Origin of the sequence: Sphingomonas cremea (genome assembly GCF_021502585.1) — a bacterium.
Lineage (GTDB): Bacteria > Pseudomonadota > Alphaproteobacteria > Sphingomonadales > Sphingomonadaceae > Sphingomicrobium > Sphingomicrobium cremea.
Genome location: NZ_JAKFGM010000001.1, coordinates 765,428 through 782,315 on the forward strand (window position 1 = coordinate 765,428; position 16,888 = coordinate 782,315).

The following is a 16,888-nucleotide window of genomic DNA, read 5'->3' on the forward strand; positions in this document are numbered from 1 at the left end:
GCGTGTGCCTTCCCTCCGTGACGACATGTCATGGAACCAGGAAGGAAGAATGTGCCCGAACTCCCGATTAGCGACCCCCCCGCCATTATCGTTACTGCCTCGCGCGTCGAGCAAACTGCCAGCGAGACACCCGCCAGCGTCACCCTGATCGATTCGCTGAATATCGAGCGGCTGGGCGCGCCGATGGTCTCCGATTTTCTGCACCTCATTCCCTCGGTTTCGGTCGCGGTCAGCGGGCCTGTAGGTTCTCTGACGCAAGTTCGAATTCGCGGGGCTGAGGCCAATCAGACGCTACTGTTCGTCGAGGGGATTAGAGCCAACGACCCGGCCGCAGGCAACGAACCGCGCTTCGAACTCCTCAACGCAGACCTCGCCAGCAGGATCGAGGTCGTCCGCGGGCCGCAATCCGCGCTTTGGGGCTCGGAAGCGATTGGCGGAGTCATTGCCGTCAGCGGCGAAGCGCCAGGTTCGGGCGGCACGCAGGGTTTTGCCGAGGGTGGCAGCCACGAAAGCTGGCGGGGCGCGGCCCGGACCAGCATAGGCGACTTGGAACGCGGCTTCTCGGTTGGCATGGCCGGTCAGCGCAGTGACGGCATCGACAGTTTTCGGGGCGGTGGCGAAAAAGACGGGTATCGTAACCTCGGGCTCCGCAGCGCTGGTCGCTACCGGCTTTCCCCCACCCTTCTGCTTGGCGCCTCAGGCTTTGCCCTGCGCGGTAAAAGTGAATTCGACGGGTTCGACCCAATCACTTTCTCTCATGCCGACACGCTCGACGAAACGCACAGCAAGCTCGCTGCCGGCAGGCTATATGCCGAGATTGGCCGACGCGAGGCAAGCTACGGGATCGTTTCCGCCAGCCTACTCGGTTCATCGAACCGCAACGAGATTGGCGACACTACGGTCAATCGAACCGAAGCTAGCCGTCGAACCCTTGGCTTGGAGGGGGGCCACCGCTTTGGAAAGCACCAGCTCATCGCTGCGCTGGAAAGCGAGAGAGAAATGTTCGAGGCGCGCGACGCTGCATATGGTGGATTCACTAACCAGGACCGCACGCGCAAACATCAGTCTGTCACCGCGGAATGGCGGGCAACAGACCTAGGGCCTGTGAGTGCCGACTTCGCCATCCGTCAGGATGTGTATTCCCGGTTCAAGGATGCCCTTACCTATCGTGCAGCTTTAAAGGTCGAGATTGGGAGCGGAGTTTCCATCGCAGGAAACTATGGGGAAGGCATTGCCCAGCCTAGCTTTTTTGATCTCTATGGATTCTTTCCCGGATCGTTTGTCGGCAATCCGGATTTGAAACCGGAATCGAGCCGTGGCGGAGATATTTCGCTGCGATATTCGGCGGGGCCGTTGGGCGGGTCGCTGACATATTACCGCCAGCGACTGAAGGACGAGATTGTCGATATCTTCGATGCTTCGACTTTCCTGTCATCCACTACCAACGCAACAGGCAAGAGCAGACGTCAAGGCATTGAGGTGGAGGGCTATTATCGCCCTTCTGATGCGCTTCGCATAACGGCTAACTATACATGGCTCGACGCCAGCGAGCCTGGCGTCAACGGAGGGCAGTTGAAAGAACAGCGCCGCCCCAAACATAGTGGCAGCGTGTCAATCGATGGCGCTCACGGTCGGCTCACCTATGGCGCGGCGATTGCCTACACAGGCGACCGGATCGACACCAACTTCGATGCCTTTCCGGCAGAGCGTGTGCGCTTGGGCGCTTATTGGCTGGCCAGCGCACAACTGGGTTATCGCATCATCGATCAGGTCGAAGCGCACCTGCGCGTCGCCAATGCATTCAACGACGATTATCAGGACGCTGTCGGCTACCGTACCGAAGGAAGGAGCATCAATGTCGGCGTTCGCGTCGCTCTTGACCGCTAGCGCCGCGATCCGGGTCGCGTCGCTCAATATGTGCGCCGACGAGTATCTTCTGCTGCTCGCCCGTCCAGCAGAGGTTGCAAGCGTCAGCCGGCTTTCGCGCGATCCGTCGGATTCATCGCTTTGGCGAATTGGCCGGCGCTTCCCGGGCAACCGGGGCGATCTGGAAAGCGCGCTACCTTCCCGGCCAAACTTGCTGCTCACGATGGGAGGCGGCGGCCGCGCTACTATTTCGATCGCCAGGCGCATGGGATTGCAGACCCTCGACCTGCCCTTCCCCGCTACAATTGATGACGTCGAGCGTAACCTCGATCGGGTCGCTGCCGCGCTCGGAGACATTCGGCGCGCCATCCCCTGGAGGCGAACGCTGGCAGCGCTTCGCCGTTCGCAATCCCCTCCTGCTGATGCCATTTTCCTCGGAGCGGGAGGCAACAGCGTCGCGGCCACATCGCTGGAAGCGCAATGGATGCTGCTGGCCGGGCTCCGCCAGCGGATGCTTCCAGGTGGACGAGCCAGCCTCGAACTGTTGGCGACCAAGCCACCAGCCGTCGTTCTCCGCTCCTCCTACCGCCGCAACGAGCGTTCGCTCGGGCAGTCCTGGCTCGATCATCCCCTTGCCAGGCCGAGACAATCTCGCACCTTGGTAACCGACGGACGTCCATGGACTTGCGCCGGTCCGCTTATGGTGAACGAAATCGCTCGGTTGCGGAGCCCCAAATGAGGCTGGCCGTCGTGGCATTGCTGTTGGTCGTAGCCGCGGCCCACTTGCTTCTGCCGATTGCCCCTCTGAGGGAAGCTCAAGCCATTGATCCGGGTCTGGCCAACCTCATTCTGCTGGAGTTGCGACTGCCGAGGACCCTGTTGGCTTTAGGCTACGGCGCGGCGCTCGGCGCAAGCGGCGCTGCCTTGCAGGCGATGTTCGCTAATCCCCTGGCTTCGCCCGACATCAGCGGTGCCTCCAGCGGGGCGGCGCTTGGCGCGGTGTTGGGTGGCTATTGGCTGGGATTCAGCCAGCCAATCGCGTTGGCTGCCTGTGGTGCTGCTGGCGCGCTGGGTGCATTGGCATTCCTCGTTGCCTTGGCCGGACGGCGGTCCGACACCGCAACGTTGCTTCTCGCCGGGCTCGCCATTTCACTGGCCGCAGGTGCGGCGACCAGCCTCGCCCTGGCGCTCGCCCCATCGCCATTCGCCTTTTACGATGCATTCGACTGGCTGATGGGCAATTTTACCGATCGTAGCCTTTTGCAAGCCGCGGCGGCACTGATCCCGGCATCCCTAGCTACCGCTTTTCTGTTGCGCCGTTCGAAGGCGCTGGACCTAATTGCCCTGGGCGACGACGTGGCCGCGTCGATCGGGCTTCGGCCGCGGCAGCTTTCGCTAGAAGTCATTGCCTTGTCGGCAATCGCCGTCGGCGCCTGTGTGTCGGTTGCCGGAGCGATCGGATTTGTCGGACTGGTAGCACCCTTCTTCGGGCGACAGTTAAGCCGCGGACACCCGGGCGCGGCGATGGTACCGGCGGCAATCATCGGCGCCATCCTGCTCGCCGTTGCGGACTTGGCTGTTCGTTCGGTCCATCTCGACCGCCCGATCCCCGTTGGAGTCGTTACCTCCCTGTTTGGGACCCCGCTGTTCCTGTGGTTGGTCCTCACGATGCGGCGGCGGGTGACGGCATGACGTCATTAATTGCTCGCCAGGTCGCAATCGACGAAAGGCTCTTGCAGACGGACCTGGATGTGACGGCGGGCGAACTCGTGGCGCTTGTCGGCCCCAATGGCGGCGGCAAAACCAGCCTGCTGCGTGCCCTGGCCAGGATCGAAGATGCGGGCGGCAAGGTGATGATCGACGGCGAGGAGGTCGACGCATCGCCACCGGCGCGGCGAAGACGGCTGCTGAGTTTCCTCCCCGCATCGCGGGATATGACCTGGCCAATTTCCGTTCGCGATGTCATCGCCCTTGGTCTTGACCGACCCGATGCAAGAAGGATCGGCTACCTCATTGAGCAATTTGAGCTCGAGCGCCTAGCTGGTCGCCCGGTCAATCGCCTGTCGACCGGCGAACGCGCCCGGGTCCTGATGGCCCGTGCACTGGCTGCGCGGCCAATTGCTTTGTTGCTCGACGAGCCGATGTCGAATCTCGATCCTTATTGGGTGCTGCGTTTTCTTGAGCAATTCAGGATGGCAGCGGATGAAGGTCAAATCGTGCTGGTGGCGCTCCATGACCTAAGCCTTCTCGGTCGCTTCGATCGAGCACTGTTGATAGCGGACGGCAAGATCCAGATGAGCGAAGCGCCCGCTAACCTGATGGCCAGCGAGCGCTTCGCGGAGATATTCCGAATCCGGGCAGAGCCGGCTGGAGGGTGGGCAATCAGGCGCTAGGCGGATCGGCAATCATCGCCGTAAACTGCGCCTCGGCCGCCAGCTTGCCATTCACAGAAGCGCGGCCCGCAAACTTGCATACACTGGCGCGCTTCTGGACGAACTCTACATCGAGCTGAAGCAGGCACCCAGGCTCTACAGGAGCCCGAAACTTCGCGCCCTCGATCGCCATGAAATAGACAAGCTTGCCGCTGTTCGCGAGACCAAGGCTCTCAACCGCCAATATACCTGCGGCCTGGGCCAGCGCCTCGACAATCAACACGCCGGGCATGATCGGGCGCCCAGGGAAGTGTCCCTGGAAGAACCCCTCGTTCATGCTCACGGCTTTGATGGCGGTAATCAACTGGTCGGGGACAATCATTTCGACCCGGTCCACCAACAGCATCGGGTAGCGATGCGGCAACGCCGCCATCACCCGCCGGACATCCAGCGGACCGACGGCGGCGCTTGTCGTTACTTCGTTCACCGGCCCTGCGGATTCTGCTGCTGCGTTTGTGCTGGAGCAGTCGTCGATACGCTGGTCAGCGCTCCATTGAGGTCGGCGAGCACGTCATTGGTGATGTCGAGACCCGGGGCAAAGCGGAGCGCGGCGCCAGTGTCCACCAGGACGTTCGCGCCCCGGCGTTCCATTGCCGGCTGCAGCAGTGGCACGAGCTTCGCGTTTATCTGCTGGCTGATATACGCCTGGTTGCGCTGGATCTGGGTCTGCTGGCGCTCGAGTTCCTGCGCGGCGGTCGATTCCTTCTGCTGGAACGCCTGGATCCGCTGGGTGAGCGCGGCATCGGGCTGCTTACCCGCCAAGGCAGTCACCGCCGTCTGGAGTTGCTGGCGCTCCGGCTGGAGTTGCGTGGTGAGGGTCTGGCGGCGCGTGTTGAAGGCATTGACCTGCGACTGGAGCGCAGCCGAGGCGGTCTTGCAGGCATTACACTCTCGACCAACTCGCTCCAGGTCGACAACGGCGACTTGGGCGGCCGGCACGCGCTGTGCAAGCGCCGGAGAAGCCAGGGCGGAAGCCGCAATCAGAGCGGCAGCAATACGATTCTTCATTAGAATTGAGTTCCTACATTGAATGAGAAGAGCTTTGTTTCATCGCCTTCCTGCTTCAGCAGGGCTTTGGCAATGTCGATACGCAGCGGACCGAACGGAGATACCCAGTTGACCCCAAAGCCAACTGACAGTCGGGGCTTGGCCGAATTCCCCTGGAAGAATTCCTTGAAGCCAGACCCCGGAACATAGGTGAAGCCGGTGTTGCAGGTCTGGCCTGGCAATAAAATCTGCACCTGAGGGGCACTGCCTTCATCCGAGTTGTCCGGCTCGGTGCAGGTTCCCGGAACGTCGAGCAAGTCCGGCGTAGTCAGTTTCCAGACCGACCCGATATCGACGAACGCCGAAGGACGAAGTCCCAGATTCTTTAGAGCAGAGGTAGCCGGGAATTCGACTTCGAGCCGTCCCATATAATAGGCCTTGCCGCCAAGCGCATCGGTGAACAGGCTGTCTGACGTATCTACCTCGGTGGGCGTTGTATAAGCGAAACGTACGACGCGGGGGCCGATGCCGCGAATATCGAATCCGCGCATGGTCGGGCCGAAGAAGCGGTCGCTGATGCGGATCGGATCTTGTCCCACTTCGTCAGATTTCTCCAGCGAATGGATATAGCCACCTTCGCCATGGATCGAGAGGATGAAGCCCATCGGGAGGCCGATGAATTTCGTCGCATCCAGCCGCGTGCGGATGTATTTCACGTCGCCGCCCAAGCCAGCAAAATCCTGGCCCCAAACGATGCGTTGGCCGCGGGTCGGGCGAACGCTGTTAGTATCGTCATAGGCGACGGTATGACCGATGGCTGAGGTCAGTCGCTTGCCCAGTTCCTGGCAGAGATAGCGGCCGGCTTTGAGCGGGTTACACACCGTCGGGAGTGGACCATCGCCGTCCGGATCGGTGAAGAAGGTACCCTTGTCGAGCGTGATATTGTCGCGGATGAGCGAATAACGGGTGCCGAAACTAATATATTCGGTGACCGGGAATCCAAGCCGGATCGCGCCACCGATCGAGTTCTGACCATAGGTCTGGTTGCGATCGCCGCTCGCGTCGAAATTGAAGCTATTATAGGTGCGGTAAAAGATTTCGCCGCCCAACAAGACGTTCTTGTCGAACAGGAAAGGCTCGGTAAAACCGGCCGAAATCGACTTGGCATACTTCGAGTAGCTCACGCCGGTCTGGAGCTGTTGGCCCTTGCCCATGAAATTGCGCTGGGTGATCGACGTTGAAAGGATGAACCGCTCTAGGCTGGAATAGCCGGCGGACAGCTCAAGCTGGCCGGTCGATTTTTCCTCAACGTCGACGTTGAGAACAACCCGGTCGTTTGAAGAGCCTTGTGCCTGCTTGATCTCCAGATTTTCCTGGAAGAAGCCGAGACTCTGAATTCGATCCTGGCTGCGCTTGACCTTGAAGGCATTGAAAGCGTCGCCCTCGTTCAGGCGGAATTCGCGGCGAATGACCTTGTCGCGCGTAACCGTGTTGCCCTGAATGTTGATCCGCTCAACGTAGACACGCGGAGTTTCGCCGACGCGGAAGGTGAGATTCATCTCTCGCTTTTCGGCGTCACGGTCGAATGACGGAGAAACATCGGCGAAGGCATATCCCCTCGCCCCGGCCAGTTCGTTGAGGCCGGTGACGGTGTCCTCGACGAGCTTTGCGTTGAACCAGTTACCCGGCTTGATCTTGACGATAGATTTGACGAAGTCGGCGTTGAAATCGCGGAGCTCGCTTTCGGCCTCGACCGTACCGAATTTATAGCGAGGCCCTTCTTCCACCACATAAGTGATGATGAAGTCCTTGCGGTCCGGGGTCAGCTCGGCCAGCGCAGAGACGACGCGGAAGTCAGCGTAACCCTGGGTCAGGTAATAGGCGCGCAGCTTTTGCTGGTCGGCGGCAAGTCGGTCCGGGTCGTAGCTGTCGTTCGACTTGAAGAAGCCGAGCAGGCCGCCAGCTTCCTTCGTGTACATTTCCTTGCGCAGCCGGCCGTCCGAATATTCCTCGTTGCCGATAATATTGATGGCGCGGACCTTGGACTTGTCGCCTTCGCTGATTTCGAAGATCAGGTCGACGCGATTTTGGTCCAGCTGCACAATCTTGGGCTCGACAGACGCAGCGAATCGGCCCTGGCGACGATAAAGCTCTATGATCCGGTCGACGTCGGCACGAACCTTGGACCGGGTAAAGATTTGGCGAGGAGCCAGCTTGATTTCCGGGGTGATCTTGTCGTTCTTGATCCGCTTGTTGCCCTCGAGGACAATGCGGTTGATGACCGGGTTCTCGCGGATCGTAATCACCAAATTGCCCGTATCCGCGCCAGTGATCACGACGTCGGCGAACAATTCGGTCGCGTAGAGGTCCTTCAGCGCCTGGTCGAGTGTCTCAGCCGTATAGCTCTGACCTGGCGAGAGGGAGGCATAGCTGCGAACGGTTTCGGGCTCGAGCCGCTCCGCCCCCACGACCTTGATCGACCGGATCGTGCCAGTTGTGGCAGCCGGGACAGGCGCCAGTTCGGGCGTCGGCTGAACTGCCTCCGGTGCCGGCTGCGCCGCTGCCGGGGCAGTCTGCGCAGTAGGAGCTGATTCCTGGGCCAGGATGGGTGCGGACCAGCCGCCAAGGATGGTACCGACCAGAAAAACTCTGCCCATCCGCTTGGTAAATTGAGTACTGCTGGAACTCACGCTTCCCCGCCTATGTTGCTTGGCGGCTCCTTCAACGGCGCCGCAGATGATGCCTAGCCCTGCCCCAACCAATCTATCCAATCAAGCGCCCAAGTCGCTCAAACAGCCCGAAAGTCGCTAAGTCATTGACTGTGGTGAAAAGGAGCAACGCCAGAAGGAGTGCCAGGCCTCCACGAAACGCCCAATCCTGTGCCCTTTCGCTAACCGGCCGGCGCCTGATCGCCTCCGCTGCGTAAAAGACGAGGTGACCTCCATCGAGCATAGGAACTGGCAAGAGATTGATGAACCCGAGATTTATGGAGAACAACGCCAGCAAGTAAGTGAAGTCGAAAATGCCTAGGCTCGCTTGCTGGCCGGCGACCTGGGCCATTCTCAAAGGTCCGCCAACCTCCTTCACAGATCGCTGGCCCATGACGATCTGGCCTACGACATCAACGATTGATCGCGTGATTTTGGCGGTCACCACCGTTGCCGCGGGAACGGCCTCGAAGATCGACATCCGGTCGAAGTTCGGTTCGGGCGGCATCAACCCCAGCAAGCCTATTTGATAGGTTTGCCCGAATTCGTCGGCGCGCTGCTCCGTCCCGATGCGCGCATTGGTCGATCGAATTGACCCTTCGCGTTCGAAGCGGATAATTACTTCTTCGTTCGGCCGGATCGAGACGATCCTCCGCAAATCTTCGAATGAGGCCGTCTCCTGACCTGCGATGCTCAAGATTCGGTCGCCGGTGACGAGGCCGATGCTTGCCGCGGTGCTACCGGACTGGACACCTCCGGCAACAGGTGGCGTGTTCGGCATTCCGAACGCCAGGAAAAATGTAGCGAATATGACGATCGCAAGAATGAAATTGGCTACGGGGCCAGCAAGCACGATCAAGAAACGTTGCCACCAGGGCCTGAGGTGGAAGGCGCCGGATCGCAATTCCGGTGCAAGATCGGCATGGGAATCGGCTTGGCTTGCCGGATTCATGTCGCCGACAAAACGGACATAGCCGCCGAGCGGCAACCAGCCGATTTTCCAGCGCGTGCCCCGCTTGTCGGTCCAGCCAGCGACCTCGTGCCCGAAACCGATTGAAAATTGCTCGGCGCCGACGCCGAACAGGCGCGCGACCCAATAATGCCCAAGTTCGTGAAACAGCACGAGTGGCCCGATCGCGCACAAAAATGCGATCGCTACGAACCACAGCGGCGGCTGGGCGAGCATCAGGCGGCCATTTCGCTCATCAGAACCCCGGACAATGCCCTCGCAGATCGGTCGATGTCGATCACTTCGGCGATGGACCGGGGCGCGGCTGCGCTCGTCCGAGCTAATGTTTGCTCAACAGTCCGGACAATGTCCAGGAAGCCGATCCGGCGGCCAAGGAAAGCTGCGACCGCCTCCTCATTGGCGGCGTTGAGAACGATCGGCGCCGCCCCGCCGGCCTCCAGCGCTTCTCGAGCTACCTGCAAGGCCGGAAATCGATCGAAATCAGGCATTTCGAACGTCAAAGACCCGATCCGTGAAAGATCAAGCGTCTCGGCGGGAGTTTCCATCCGTTCCGGGTATGCGAGGGCGTGAGCGATGGGAATGCGCATGTCAGGGCTGCCTAGCTGGGCAAGCACCGACCCGTCCACATATTCGACCATCGAATGAATGACCGATTGAGGATGAACAATAATTTCGATCCGGCGGCTCGGCACGCCAAAGAGGTGATGTGCTTCGATGAGCTCAAGGCCCTTGTTCATCATCGTGGCTGAGTCGACGCTGATCTTGGCGCCCATCGACCAGTTGGGATGCGCAACCGCCTGCTCAGGCGTCATCGCCGCCATCTGGTCGCGGCTCCGGTCCCGGAACGGTCCTCCGCTGGCAGTCAGGATCAATTTTGCGACGTCGCAAGAGCGAGTATCAGCAAGACACTGGAAAATAGCGTTATGTTCGCTATCCACCGGCAGGATTGCTGCTCCTGATGCGCGTGCAGCGGCGATCATCAGTTCGCCTGCCGTAACGAGCGCTTCCTTATTGGCCAGTGCCACAGTCCGCCCAGCCTCGATCGCCGCCATTACCGGCTCCAGGCCGGCACATCCGACGATAGCGGCCATGACCCATTCGGCTTCGCCTGCGGCTGCCTCGGCCAGCGCCTCTCGTCCACTGCCGGCCCGGCAAACGCTGCCCTCGAGGCGCTGCTCGAGCTCGGGAAGCAGTGCGGCGTCATCGATCACCGCGAGCTTGGCGCCCGTCCGCTTGGCAGCATCGGCCAGCGCAGCCACATTGCGCGCAGCGGTCAAGGCGATCACCTCGAAGCGATCAGGATGGCGCTCAATCAGATCCAATGTGGAACTACCCACTGACCCCGTCGCGCCGAGGATCGAGACGCGCCGCCGGCTCATAGCCAACCCGACAACATTAGGGCGGCAGTGAGAACGGCAACCGGAACAAGCCCGTCGAGCCGGTCAAGCAACCCGCCATGGCCCGGCAGCCAAGTACCGCTGTCCTTGACCCCCGCGCGGCGCTTGAGCCCGCTCTCGAACAAGTCACCGAGCTGTGCCGCAATCGCAAACGGGACCGCCAGCCACAGCAAAACCGCCGGGAGGCCGACCATGTTCGCCCAAGCCCCTGCAATAACGGCAGCGCTGGCGACACCACCGACCAAGCCTGCAATCGTCTTGTTTGGGCTAATCGATGGTGCAAGTTTTGGCCCGCCGATGGCGCGCCCGGCGAAATAGGCGCCGATGTCCGTCGACCAGACGACGAGAAATACCCAGATTAGGAGGTCGAAGCTCTTGCCAATGCCCTGAAACTCTGCCCGCTCGCGTATCCACAGCAGCGAGATGGCGGGCAGCAGGCAATAGATGAAGCCGAGCAGCTTCCAGCCAAAGCTCCATCGCGCGACGATACGCGACCATTCGACGTACATGATCGTCGCAACGGCCGCTACGAGGATCGCAAAGGGCCAGCCGCCGAGCAGCGCCGCAACCAGCGCAATTAGGATCAGGACGATTCCCACTGCGGTGCGGGTGGCCAATTCCTTCATCGGCCACCAAACCGGCGCTGCCGGCCCGCAAATTCTTGAAGCGCTGCGTTGAGGGCGGTCTCGTCAAAGTCGGGCCACAAAGTGTCGGTGAACACCAGTTCGGCATAAGCCGATTGCCAAAGCAGGAAATTGGACAATCGCTTTTCACCCGATGTCCGGATCAAAAGGTCAAGTTCGGGAAGATCGCTCGTCATCAACTCCATGCCGAGCTTGGCCTCGTCTATTTCGGCCGGATCAAGCTTGCCGTCTTTGGCTTGCATCGCAAGCTTGCGAGCAGCGGCGGCGATTTCGCTGCGAGCACCGTAGTTTAGCGCTACTACCAACGTCAGCCGGCGATTGTGCGCGGTCCGCTCCACGGCCCGCTCAAGGCGCTCTACAAGCTGTGGGCCAAAGGCCTTGTGGTCGCCGATCAGGCGAAGCCGAACACCTTCCCGCTCCAATTCGTCGAGCTCGCGCTCCAAATAATAGCCTAGCAGGCCCTTCAGGTCGCTGACCTCTTCTTCCGACCGACGCCAATTCTCCGAAGAAAACGCATAGAGAGTAAGGACTTCAACGCCGGATTTTACAGCTGCCCGCAAAACCTTGCGAACAGCTTCCGCCCCTGCGCGGTGGCCGGCGACACGTGGCAGACCACGCTTGGAAGCCCACCGGCCATTGCCGTCCATAATGATCGCGACATGGCGAGGAACAACTCCTCCTGCACTGCCGTGCAAAGGCGCCCCCCCGGTCGCGGCGGGCTGGGATGTCACTTGCCGAGGATTTCCTGTTCCTTCGCATGTGCGGCGGCATCGATGTCCTTGATCGTGTCGTCGGTCATCTTCTGCACTTCGGTGCCAAGCCGCTTGTGCTCGTCCTCGCTGATCTCGTGCTTTTTCTCGTCGGTCTTCAGTGCGTCCATTCCGTCGCGGCGAACATTGCGGACGGCAATGCGCGCCTTTTCCGCATATTGGCCGGCAAGCTTGGCGAGTTCCTTTCGCCGTTCCTCGGTCAGCTCCGGAATTGGCAGGCGGATCATCTGACCATCGGTGATGGGGTTGATGCCGAGACCGGCATTGCGGATCGCCTTTTCCACCGCGCTGACGTTGCTACGGTCCCAGACCTGCACCGAAATCGTCCGCGGTTCAGGTACCGATACCGTTGCGACCTGGTTGATCGGCATGTTGGCGCCATAAACCTCGACTGCAATCGGGTCGAGCAACGCCGTTGAGGCACGCCCGGTTCGAAGACCGGCGAGATCGTGCTTCAGCACCTCCAGCGCGCCGTGCATCCGGCGGTTGATATCGTTCTTGTCGTAGGCGGGCATCCTCTACTCCTCGTTCTGAACGATCGTCGCGATCCCACGTCCGGCGAGCACCTCTGCGAGGTTTCCGGGCTGCCGGATATTGAACACGACGATCGGAATCTTGTTGTCGCGGCAAAGCGCGACGGCGCTGGCGTCCATCACCTTGAGGTCGTCCGCCAGGACCCGGTTAAAACTGAGGCTGTCATAACGCGTGGCGCCGGCCACTTTCTTCGGATCGGCATCATAAACGCCGTCGACGCTGGTGCCCTTGAACAATGCGTCACAACCCATCTCCGCGGCGCGCAGTGCAGCGGCGGTGTCGGTGGTGAAATAGGGATTGCCTGTGCCGGCGGCGAAGATGACGATTCGGCCTTTCTCCATGTGCCGCATGGCACGGCGCCGAATGTAAGGCTCACACACGCTCGACATCGGAATGGCCGACTGCACACGTGTGTCGACCCCGATCTTTTCGAGTGCATTCTGGACCGCCAATGCGTTCATCACGGTCGCCAGCATGCCCATATAGTCGCCTGTCGCCCGGTCAAAGCCCTGGGCGGCACCAGCGATTCCGCGGAAGATATTGCCGCCACCCACAACCAGGCAGAGTTCGTGGCCGGCTTCCTTGGCCGCTGCGATTTCTCCAGCCATGCTGGCTACTGTTGCCGGGTCAATGCCGAATTGGCCCTGGCCCATCAACGCCTCGCCCGACAGCTTCAGCAGGATGCGATGGAAGCGAGGTCGGGGCATTCGTGGCAATTCCTCTCATCTGGCCCGGATACGCGAAGGGGCGGATGCGCTCTTACGGCGCACCCGCCCCTCTGCCAACCGCATTTCACTGCAGCAAGCTGCGCTGATTAGGCGACCGGCTCGTCCTTCTTGACGCCGGCGGCGGCGGCTACTTCGGCCGCGAAGTCGCTCTCGGCCTTCTCGATGCCTTCGCCAAGCTGGAAGCGCTCGAACGCCTTCAAGGTGATCGGCGAACCGGCGTCCTTGCCCGCCTGGGCTACGACGTCGGCGACCGGGGTCTTGTTGTCGATTACGAAAAGCTGGCTGAGCAGAGCATTTTCCTTGCGGAACTTTGCAATGCCGCCCTCAACCATCTTCTCGACGATGTTGGCCGGCTTGCCGCTTTCCTTGGCCTTTTCGGTTGCGATTGCGCGCTCGCGCTCAACCAGCGCCGGATCGAGACCCTCGGCGTCAAGCGCCAGCGGATTGGCCGCGGCAATGTGCATCGCGATCTGCTTACCCAGCGCTTGCAGCGTCTCTGCCGGAGCACCGCTCTCCAGCGCGACCAGCACGCCGATCTTGCCCATGCCGGGAGCAACCGAATTGTGGACATAGCTGACCACGGCGCCTTCAGCGACCTCTAGCACCGCGGTGCGCCGCAGCGACTGGTTCTCGCCAATGGTGGCGATGTTGTCGGTCAGCTTCTCTTCGACGGTTCCGCCGGTCGGATAGGCGGCGCCCTTCAACGCCTCGACGTCGCCGCCGGTACTCAGCGCCAGCTGTGAGACATTGCGGACAAATTCCTGGAATTGCTCGTTCTTGGCGACGAAGTCGGTTTCAGAGTTGACCTCGACCACAGCGCCCTTGGCACCCTCGACCGCGACGCCAACAAGGCCTTCGGCAGCAGTGCGGCCGGCCTTCTTCGCGGCGGCGGCGAGGCCCTTGGCACGCAGCCAGTCGACCGACGCTTCCATTTCGCCCTGGTTCTCTGCCAGCGCCTTCTTGCAATCCATCATGCCGGCGCCCGTGCGCTCGCGCAGTTCCTTCACCGAAGCGGCGGTGATCTCAGCCATGATTCAAACCTCCAAAATGGGAAAATGGGGCGCGTCGCGGGATATTTCACCCCCGCGACGCGCCCCGAATATTGGTCGCGAAGGGCTTAAGCCTCGAGCGCGGCTTCCGCCGGCGGCTCGGCCATCGCACCGATGTCCTCGCCTCGCGCTGCAGCGCCGCCGGTTTTGCCAGCGTTCGCGGCATTGGCGATCGCCTCGCAATAAAGGCGGATTGCGCGGCTGGCGTCGTCGTTGCCCGGAACCGGGAATGCGATGCCCTGCGGGTTCGAGTTGGAATCGAGGATGGCAATGACCGGGATGCCCAAAACATTGGCTTCCTTGATCGCCAGCTCTTCCTTGTTGGTGTCGATGACGAACATCACGTCGGGAAGGCCGCCCATGTCGCGAATACCGCCCAGGCTGTTCTCCAGCTTGTCGCGCTCGCGCGTAAGCTGGAGCACTTCCTTCTTGGTTAGTCCGGCGGTGTCACCCGACAGCTGCTCCTCAAGGCTCTTGAAGCGCTTGATCGAGTTGGAAATGGTCTTCCAGTTGGTCAGCATGCCGCCGAGCCAACGGTGATTGACGAAATGCTGGCCGGATGCGCGGGCGGCTTCGGCCACCGCGTCCTGGGCCTGGCGCTTGGTGCCGACAAACAGGACCTTACCGCCACGGGCAACTGTCTGCTGCACGAAGTCGAGCGCACGAGCGAACAGCGGAACGCTTTGCGACAGGTCGATAATGTGGACCCCGTTGCGGTCGCCGAACAGGTACGGCTTCATCCGCGGGTTCCAACGGTGGGTCTGGTGGCCGAAATGTGCGCCGGCCTCGAGCAATTGCTGCATGGTGACGACGGTAGTCGCCATAGGGATATCTCCTTGCGGTTATGCCTCGGCGGATCCGAGTAACCGGGCTTTCGTCCGGCACCGCTATGATTGAACCCGCCTGTGGGATGGCGCGGCCCCTAGCCGATGAAGCCTGTCATTTCAAGCGCTTCGGCCAAATGAGAACATAAAAGGAACGATATCGCTTGACAGAGATAGAACATTTATAGAACATCGTGCGAATTGAACCGATTGCTGGCCATTTTGGAACCTCACCGGTCCGGATGTGTTCAGCGGCAACACGGAAGGAACGCTGATGCTCGCAGCCCTTGCTACCTTGGCCTTGTTCGGATTTGCCCTGGCGATGCTTGCCGAAATGCTTCGCCGTGACGGGCGGAAAATCCTAGCAGCGCTCCAGGGACGTTCCTGGATTTCCCAGCCGCAAAGCCCGCGTCCAATGACAGTGCGCTTCAGCCACCGCTATCCGGCTATTCAGCCGTTGCGGGCACCGCCTTTGCTGCGCGCCGCTGCTTGACCCTTGCATAGCCGGCAATGCTGAATGGCAGCAGGGCAAGGTAAAGGACGGAAACCGCCAGCAGCGTCCACCAAGGTTCATTCAGCAGCGCTGCACCAAGCAGTGCGACTCCCGCGAGCGCGCTTAATCGCCAGCCGCGACGGATTCGGATCGAAGACCAGGTATAGGTCGGCACGCTACTGATCATCATCAGGGCAATGAACAACGTCCATGGCAGGACCAGCGCCCAGCTGCGGAAGGCGTCGTTGCCGCTGATCAGCCATAAGTACATCGGCACGAAGGTGAGCCCGGCCCCGACCGGCGCCGGCACGCCGGTATTGAATCCGGCCGACTTGTGCGGCTGATCGTCCATATCGATCCGCGCATTGAATCGGGCCAGGCGAAGCGCGCAGCAAACTGCCAGCGCAAGCGCGGCTATCCAGCCGAACCGGGGCGCATCCTTCAACGACCAGAGAAAGATAATCAGCGCCGGGGCTGTGCCGAACGCGATATTGTCCGACAGGCTATCGAGCTCGGCTCCGAACCTGCTCTGCGCCCTTAACAATCGTGCGATGCGGCCATCAAATCCGTCCAGAACCCCGGCGCCGACAATACAGGCCAACGCCTGTGGCCAATCGCCGGTGATTCCAAACCGGACACCGGTTAGGCCGAAGCATAAGGCCAGCGCGGTTATCGCGTTGGGCGCAAATGCCCTGATGGGAAGTCCGTGGCGCTCCGCCTGGGAGGTCATTGGCTGATGCCGAGACGCTGCGGATCGACGCCGATTTCACCGATAACGGTCTCTCCGGCGATAGCCCGTTGGCCCAGCAGCACCTGCGAACCCGTGCCGGCGGGCAAATAGACGTCTACCCGGCTGCCGAAACGGATCAGGCCAATGCGTTCGCCAGCCTCCACCCGATCGCCCTCCTTGACGAACGACAGGATTCGCCGTGCGACTAGGCCGGCGATCTGGGTAAAGCCGATTTTCAACCCATCCTCGCGCTCGACAAGGAAATGCTGCCGCTCATTGTCCTCGCTGGCCTTGTCGAGGTCGGCGTTCAAGAATTTGCCAGGGACATAGGCGATCCGCCTCACGGTCCCCGAGATTGGCGATCGATTGATGTGGACGTCGAACACGCTCATGAAAATCGATACGCGAGTATATTCGCCCGCAAGGCCACCCTCGCCCGCCAGCTCCAGCGGAGCGGTGACGCGGCTGATCATCGTCACCAGACCGTCGGCTGGGGCGACGATCAGCTTGGGATCTGCCGGCGTGGTCCGGATCGGATCGCGAAAGAAGGCAGCGACCCAGATCGTCAGACCGATCAGCAACCAGCCAAGGAAATGATTGAGCAAGCTGTACGTAGCCAGCGCGGCAAACGCAGCGATCAAAGTGTATTTTCGCCCCTCCGGGTGAACCGACGGGAAACGCCATTTGACGGTCGTCAGGTGGCTGTTGGGCTTATCGATCTCGGGCATGCCAAGTCCCTTAGGGGCAAGCCGCCCC

Annotated in this window: 17 protein-coding genes; 4 read left to right on the plus strand and 13 right to left on the minus strand. The window is 61.1% G+C overall.

Annotated elements, in window-relative coordinates; genetic code table 11:
* Nucleotides 1-51: 51 nt before the first annotated feature.
* From LVY65_RS03975 to LVY65_RS03990, 4 genes are read left to right on the plus strand one after another with little or no spacing between them, the layout of a single operon-like run.
* A complete protein-coding gene (locus tag LVY65_RS03975; RefSeq protein ID WP_235066705.1) occupies nt 52-1,887 on the plus strand; it encodes a TonB-dependent receptor plug domain-containing protein in 1,836 nt (611 codons plus the stop codon).
* Nucleotides 1,856-2,605, plus strand: coding sequence for a substrate-binding domain-containing protein (locus LVY65_RS03980; protein WP_235066706.1), 750 nt, complete (start codon nt 1,856-1,858; stop codon nt 2,603-2,605). Before LVY65_RS03975 ends, LVY65_RS03980 begins: the two co-directional genes overlap by 32 nt.
* Nucleotides 2,602-3,558, plus strand: a complete 957-nt coding sequence (locus tag LVY65_RS03985; RefSeq protein WP_235066707.1) for a FecCD family ABC transporter permease — start codon at nt 2,602-2,604, stop codon at nt 3,556-3,558. Before LVY65_RS03980 ends, LVY65_RS03985 begins: the two co-directional genes overlap by 4 nt.
* Nucleotides 3,555-4,259 carry an ABC transporter ATP-binding protein gene (locus LVY65_RS03990; protein WP_235066708.1) on the plus strand — a complete coding sequence of 235 codons (705 nt, stop codon included), beginning with the start codon at nt 3,555-3,557 and terminating at the stop codon, nt 4,257-4,259. Before LVY65_RS03985 ends, LVY65_RS03990 begins: the two co-directional genes overlap by 4 nt.
* On the opposite strand, the gene fabZ is transcribed toward LVY65_RS03990, so the two are convergent.
* From fabZ to LVY65_RS04055, 13 genes are all read right to left on the minus strand, one after another.
* The gene (gene fabZ / locus LVY65_RS03995) at nt 4,249-4,725 is read right to left on the minus strand and encodes a 3-hydroxyacyl-ACP dehydratase FabZ (protein WP_328282474.1); all 477 of its coding nucleotides are present in this window, start codon (nt 4,723-4,725) and stop codon (nt 4,249-4,251) included. The genes LVY65_RS03990 and fabZ overlap by 11 nt on opposite strands.
* Nucleotides 4,722-5,306 carry an OmpH family outer membrane protein gene (locus LVY65_RS04000; RefSeq protein WP_235066709.1) on the minus strand — a complete coding sequence of 195 codons (585 nt, stop codon included), beginning with the start codon at nt 5,304-5,306 and terminating at the stop codon, nt 4,722-4,724. Before LVY65_RS04000 ends, fabZ begins: the two co-directional genes overlap by 4 nt.
* A complete protein-coding gene (bamA, locus tag LVY65_RS04005) occupies nt 5,306-7,942 on the minus strand; it encodes an outer membrane protein assembly factor BamA (RefSeq protein WP_235067163.1) in 2,637 nt (878 codons plus the stop codon). The genes LVY65_RS04000 and bamA overlap by 1 nt, the downstream gene beginning before the upstream one ends.
* A 106-nt stretch (nt 7,943-8,048) precedes the next feature.
* Nucleotides 8,049-9,179: an RIP metalloprotease RseP gene (rseP, locus tag LVY65_RS04010; RefSeq protein ID WP_235066710.1), complete on the minus strand. Its 1,131-nt coding sequence runs from the start codon at nt 9,177-9,179 to the stop codon at nt 8,049-8,051.
* Nucleotides 9,179-10,342 carry a 1-deoxy-D-xylulose-5-phosphate reductoisomerase gene (locus LVY65_RS04015; RefSeq protein ID WP_235066711.1) on the minus strand — a complete coding sequence of 388 codons (1,164 nt, stop codon included), beginning with the start codon at nt 10,340-10,342 and terminating at the stop codon, nt 9,179-9,181. The genes rseP and LVY65_RS04015 overlap by 1 nt, the downstream gene beginning before the upstream one ends.
* Entirely contained in the window at nt 10,339-10,986 is a 648-nt protein-coding gene (locus LVY65_RS04020; RefSeq protein ID WP_235066712.1) for a phosphatidate cytidylyltransferase, read from the minus strand. Before LVY65_RS04020 ends, LVY65_RS04015 begins: the two co-directional genes overlap by 4 nt.
* Nucleotides 10,983-11,651 carry a polyprenyl diphosphate synthase gene (gene uppS, locus LVY65_RS04025; protein WP_235067164.1) on the minus strand — a complete coding sequence of 223 codons (669 nt, stop codon included), beginning with the start codon at nt 11,649-11,651 and terminating at the stop codon, nt 10,983-10,985. The genes LVY65_RS04020 and uppS overlap by 4 nt, the downstream gene beginning before the upstream one ends.
* A gap of 80 nt (nt 11,652-11,731) precedes the next feature.
* Nucleotides 11,732-12,289: a ribosome recycling factor gene (gene frr / locus LVY65_RS04030; protein WP_235066713.1), complete on the minus strand. Its 558-nt coding sequence runs from the start codon at nt 12,287-12,289 to the stop codon at nt 11,732-11,734.
* 3 nt (nt 12,290-12,292) lie between these two features.
* Entirely contained in the window at nt 12,293-13,015 is a 723-nt protein-coding gene (gene pyrH / locus LVY65_RS04035) for a UMP kinase (protein ID WP_235066714.1), read from the minus strand.
* A 107-nt stretch (nt 13,016-13,122) separates the two neighbouring features.
* A complete protein-coding gene (gene tsf, locus LVY65_RS04040; RefSeq protein WP_235066715.1) occupies nt 13,123-14,067 on the minus strand; it encodes a translation elongation factor Ts in 945 nt (314 codons plus the stop codon).
* Between the two features lie 86 nt (nt 14,068-14,153).
* Nucleotides 14,154-14,909 carry a 30S ribosomal protein S2 gene (rpsB, locus tag LVY65_RS04045; protein ID WP_235066716.1) on the minus strand — a complete coding sequence of 252 codons (756 nt, stop codon included), beginning with the start codon at nt 14,907-14,909 and terminating at the stop codon, nt 14,154-14,156.
* 446 nt (nt 14,910-15,355) lie between these two features.
* Nucleotides 15,356-16,132 (minus strand): CDP-alcohol phosphatidyltransferase family protein, encoded by a 777-nt coding sequence (locus tag LVY65_RS04050; RefSeq protein ID WP_235066717.1) that lies wholly within the window; start codon nt 16,130-16,132, stop codon nt 15,356-15,358.
* Nucleotides 16,129-16,860 carry a phosphatidylserine decarboxylase gene (locus tag LVY65_RS04055; RefSeq protein WP_235066718.1) on the minus strand — a complete coding sequence of 244 codons (732 nt, stop codon included), beginning with the start codon at nt 16,858-16,860 and terminating at the stop codon, nt 16,129-16,131. Before LVY65_RS04055 ends, LVY65_RS04050 begins: the two co-directional genes overlap by 4 nt.
* Between the last annotated feature and the right edge of the window lie 28 nt (nt 16,861-16,888).

Excerpts from the sequence above, each read along its gene's own strand:
- LVY65_RS03985 (WP_235066707.1), top strand. The coding sequence starts at position 2,602 with ATGAGGCTGGCCGTCGTGGCATTGCTGTTGGTCGTAGCCGCGGCCCAC.
- bamA (WP_235067163.1), bottom strand. The coding sequence starts at position 7,942 with ATGGGCAGAGTTTTTCTGGTCGGTACCATCCTTGGCGGCTGGTCCGCA.
- LVY65_RS04000 (WP_235066709.1), bottom strand. The coding sequence starts at position 5,306 with ATGAAGAATCGTATTGCTGCCGCTCTGATTGCGGCTTCCGCCCTGGCT.
- LVY65_RS04050 (WP_235066717.1), bottom strand. The coding sequence starts at position 16,132 with ATGACCTCCCAGGCGGAGCGCCACGGACTTCCCATCAGGGCATTTGCG.
- rseP (WP_235066710.1), bottom strand. The coding sequence starts at position 9,179 with ATGCTCGCCCAGCCGCCGCTGTGGTTCGTAGCGATCGCATTTTTGTGC.
- rpsB (WP_235066716.1), bottom strand. The coding sequence starts at position 14,909 with ATGGCGACTACCGTCGTCACCATGCAGCAATTGCTCGAGGCCGGCGCA.
- tsf (WP_235066715.1), bottom strand. The coding sequence starts at position 14,067 with ATGGCTGAGATCACCGCCGCTTCGGTGAAGGAACTGCGCGAGCGCACG.
- LVY65_RS04020 (WP_235066712.1), bottom strand. The coding sequence starts at position 10,986 with ATGAAGGAATTGGCCACCCGCACCGCAGTGGGAATCGTCCTGATCCTA.
- pyrH (WP_235066714.1), bottom strand. The coding sequence starts at position 13,015 with ATGCCCCGACCTCGCTTCCATCGCATCCTGCTGAAGCTGTCGGGCGAG.
- uppS (WP_235067164.1), bottom strand. The coding sequence starts at position 11,651 with ATGGACGGCAATGGCCGGTGGGCTTCCAAGCGTGGTCTGCCACGTGTC.
- LVY65_RS04015 (WP_235066711.1), bottom strand. The coding sequence starts at position 10,342 with ATGAGCCGGCGGCGCGTCTCGATCCTCGGCGCGACGGGGTCAGTGGGT.
- LVY65_RS03990 (WP_235066708.1), top strand. The coding sequence starts at position 3,555 with ATGACGTCATTAATTGCTCGCCAGGTCGCAATCGACGAAAGGCTCTTG.
- LVY65_RS04055 (WP_235066718.1), bottom strand. The coding sequence starts at position 16,860 with ATGCCCGAGATCGATAAGCCCAACAGCCACCTGACGACCGTCAAATGG.
- frr (WP_235066713.1), bottom strand. The coding sequence starts at position 12,289 with ATGCCCGCCTACGACAAGAACGATATCAACCGCCGGATGCACGGCGCG.
- LVY65_RS03980 (WP_235066706.1), top strand. The coding sequence starts at position 1,856 with ATGTCGGCGTTCGCGTCGCTCTTGACCGCTAGCGCCGCGATCCGGGTC.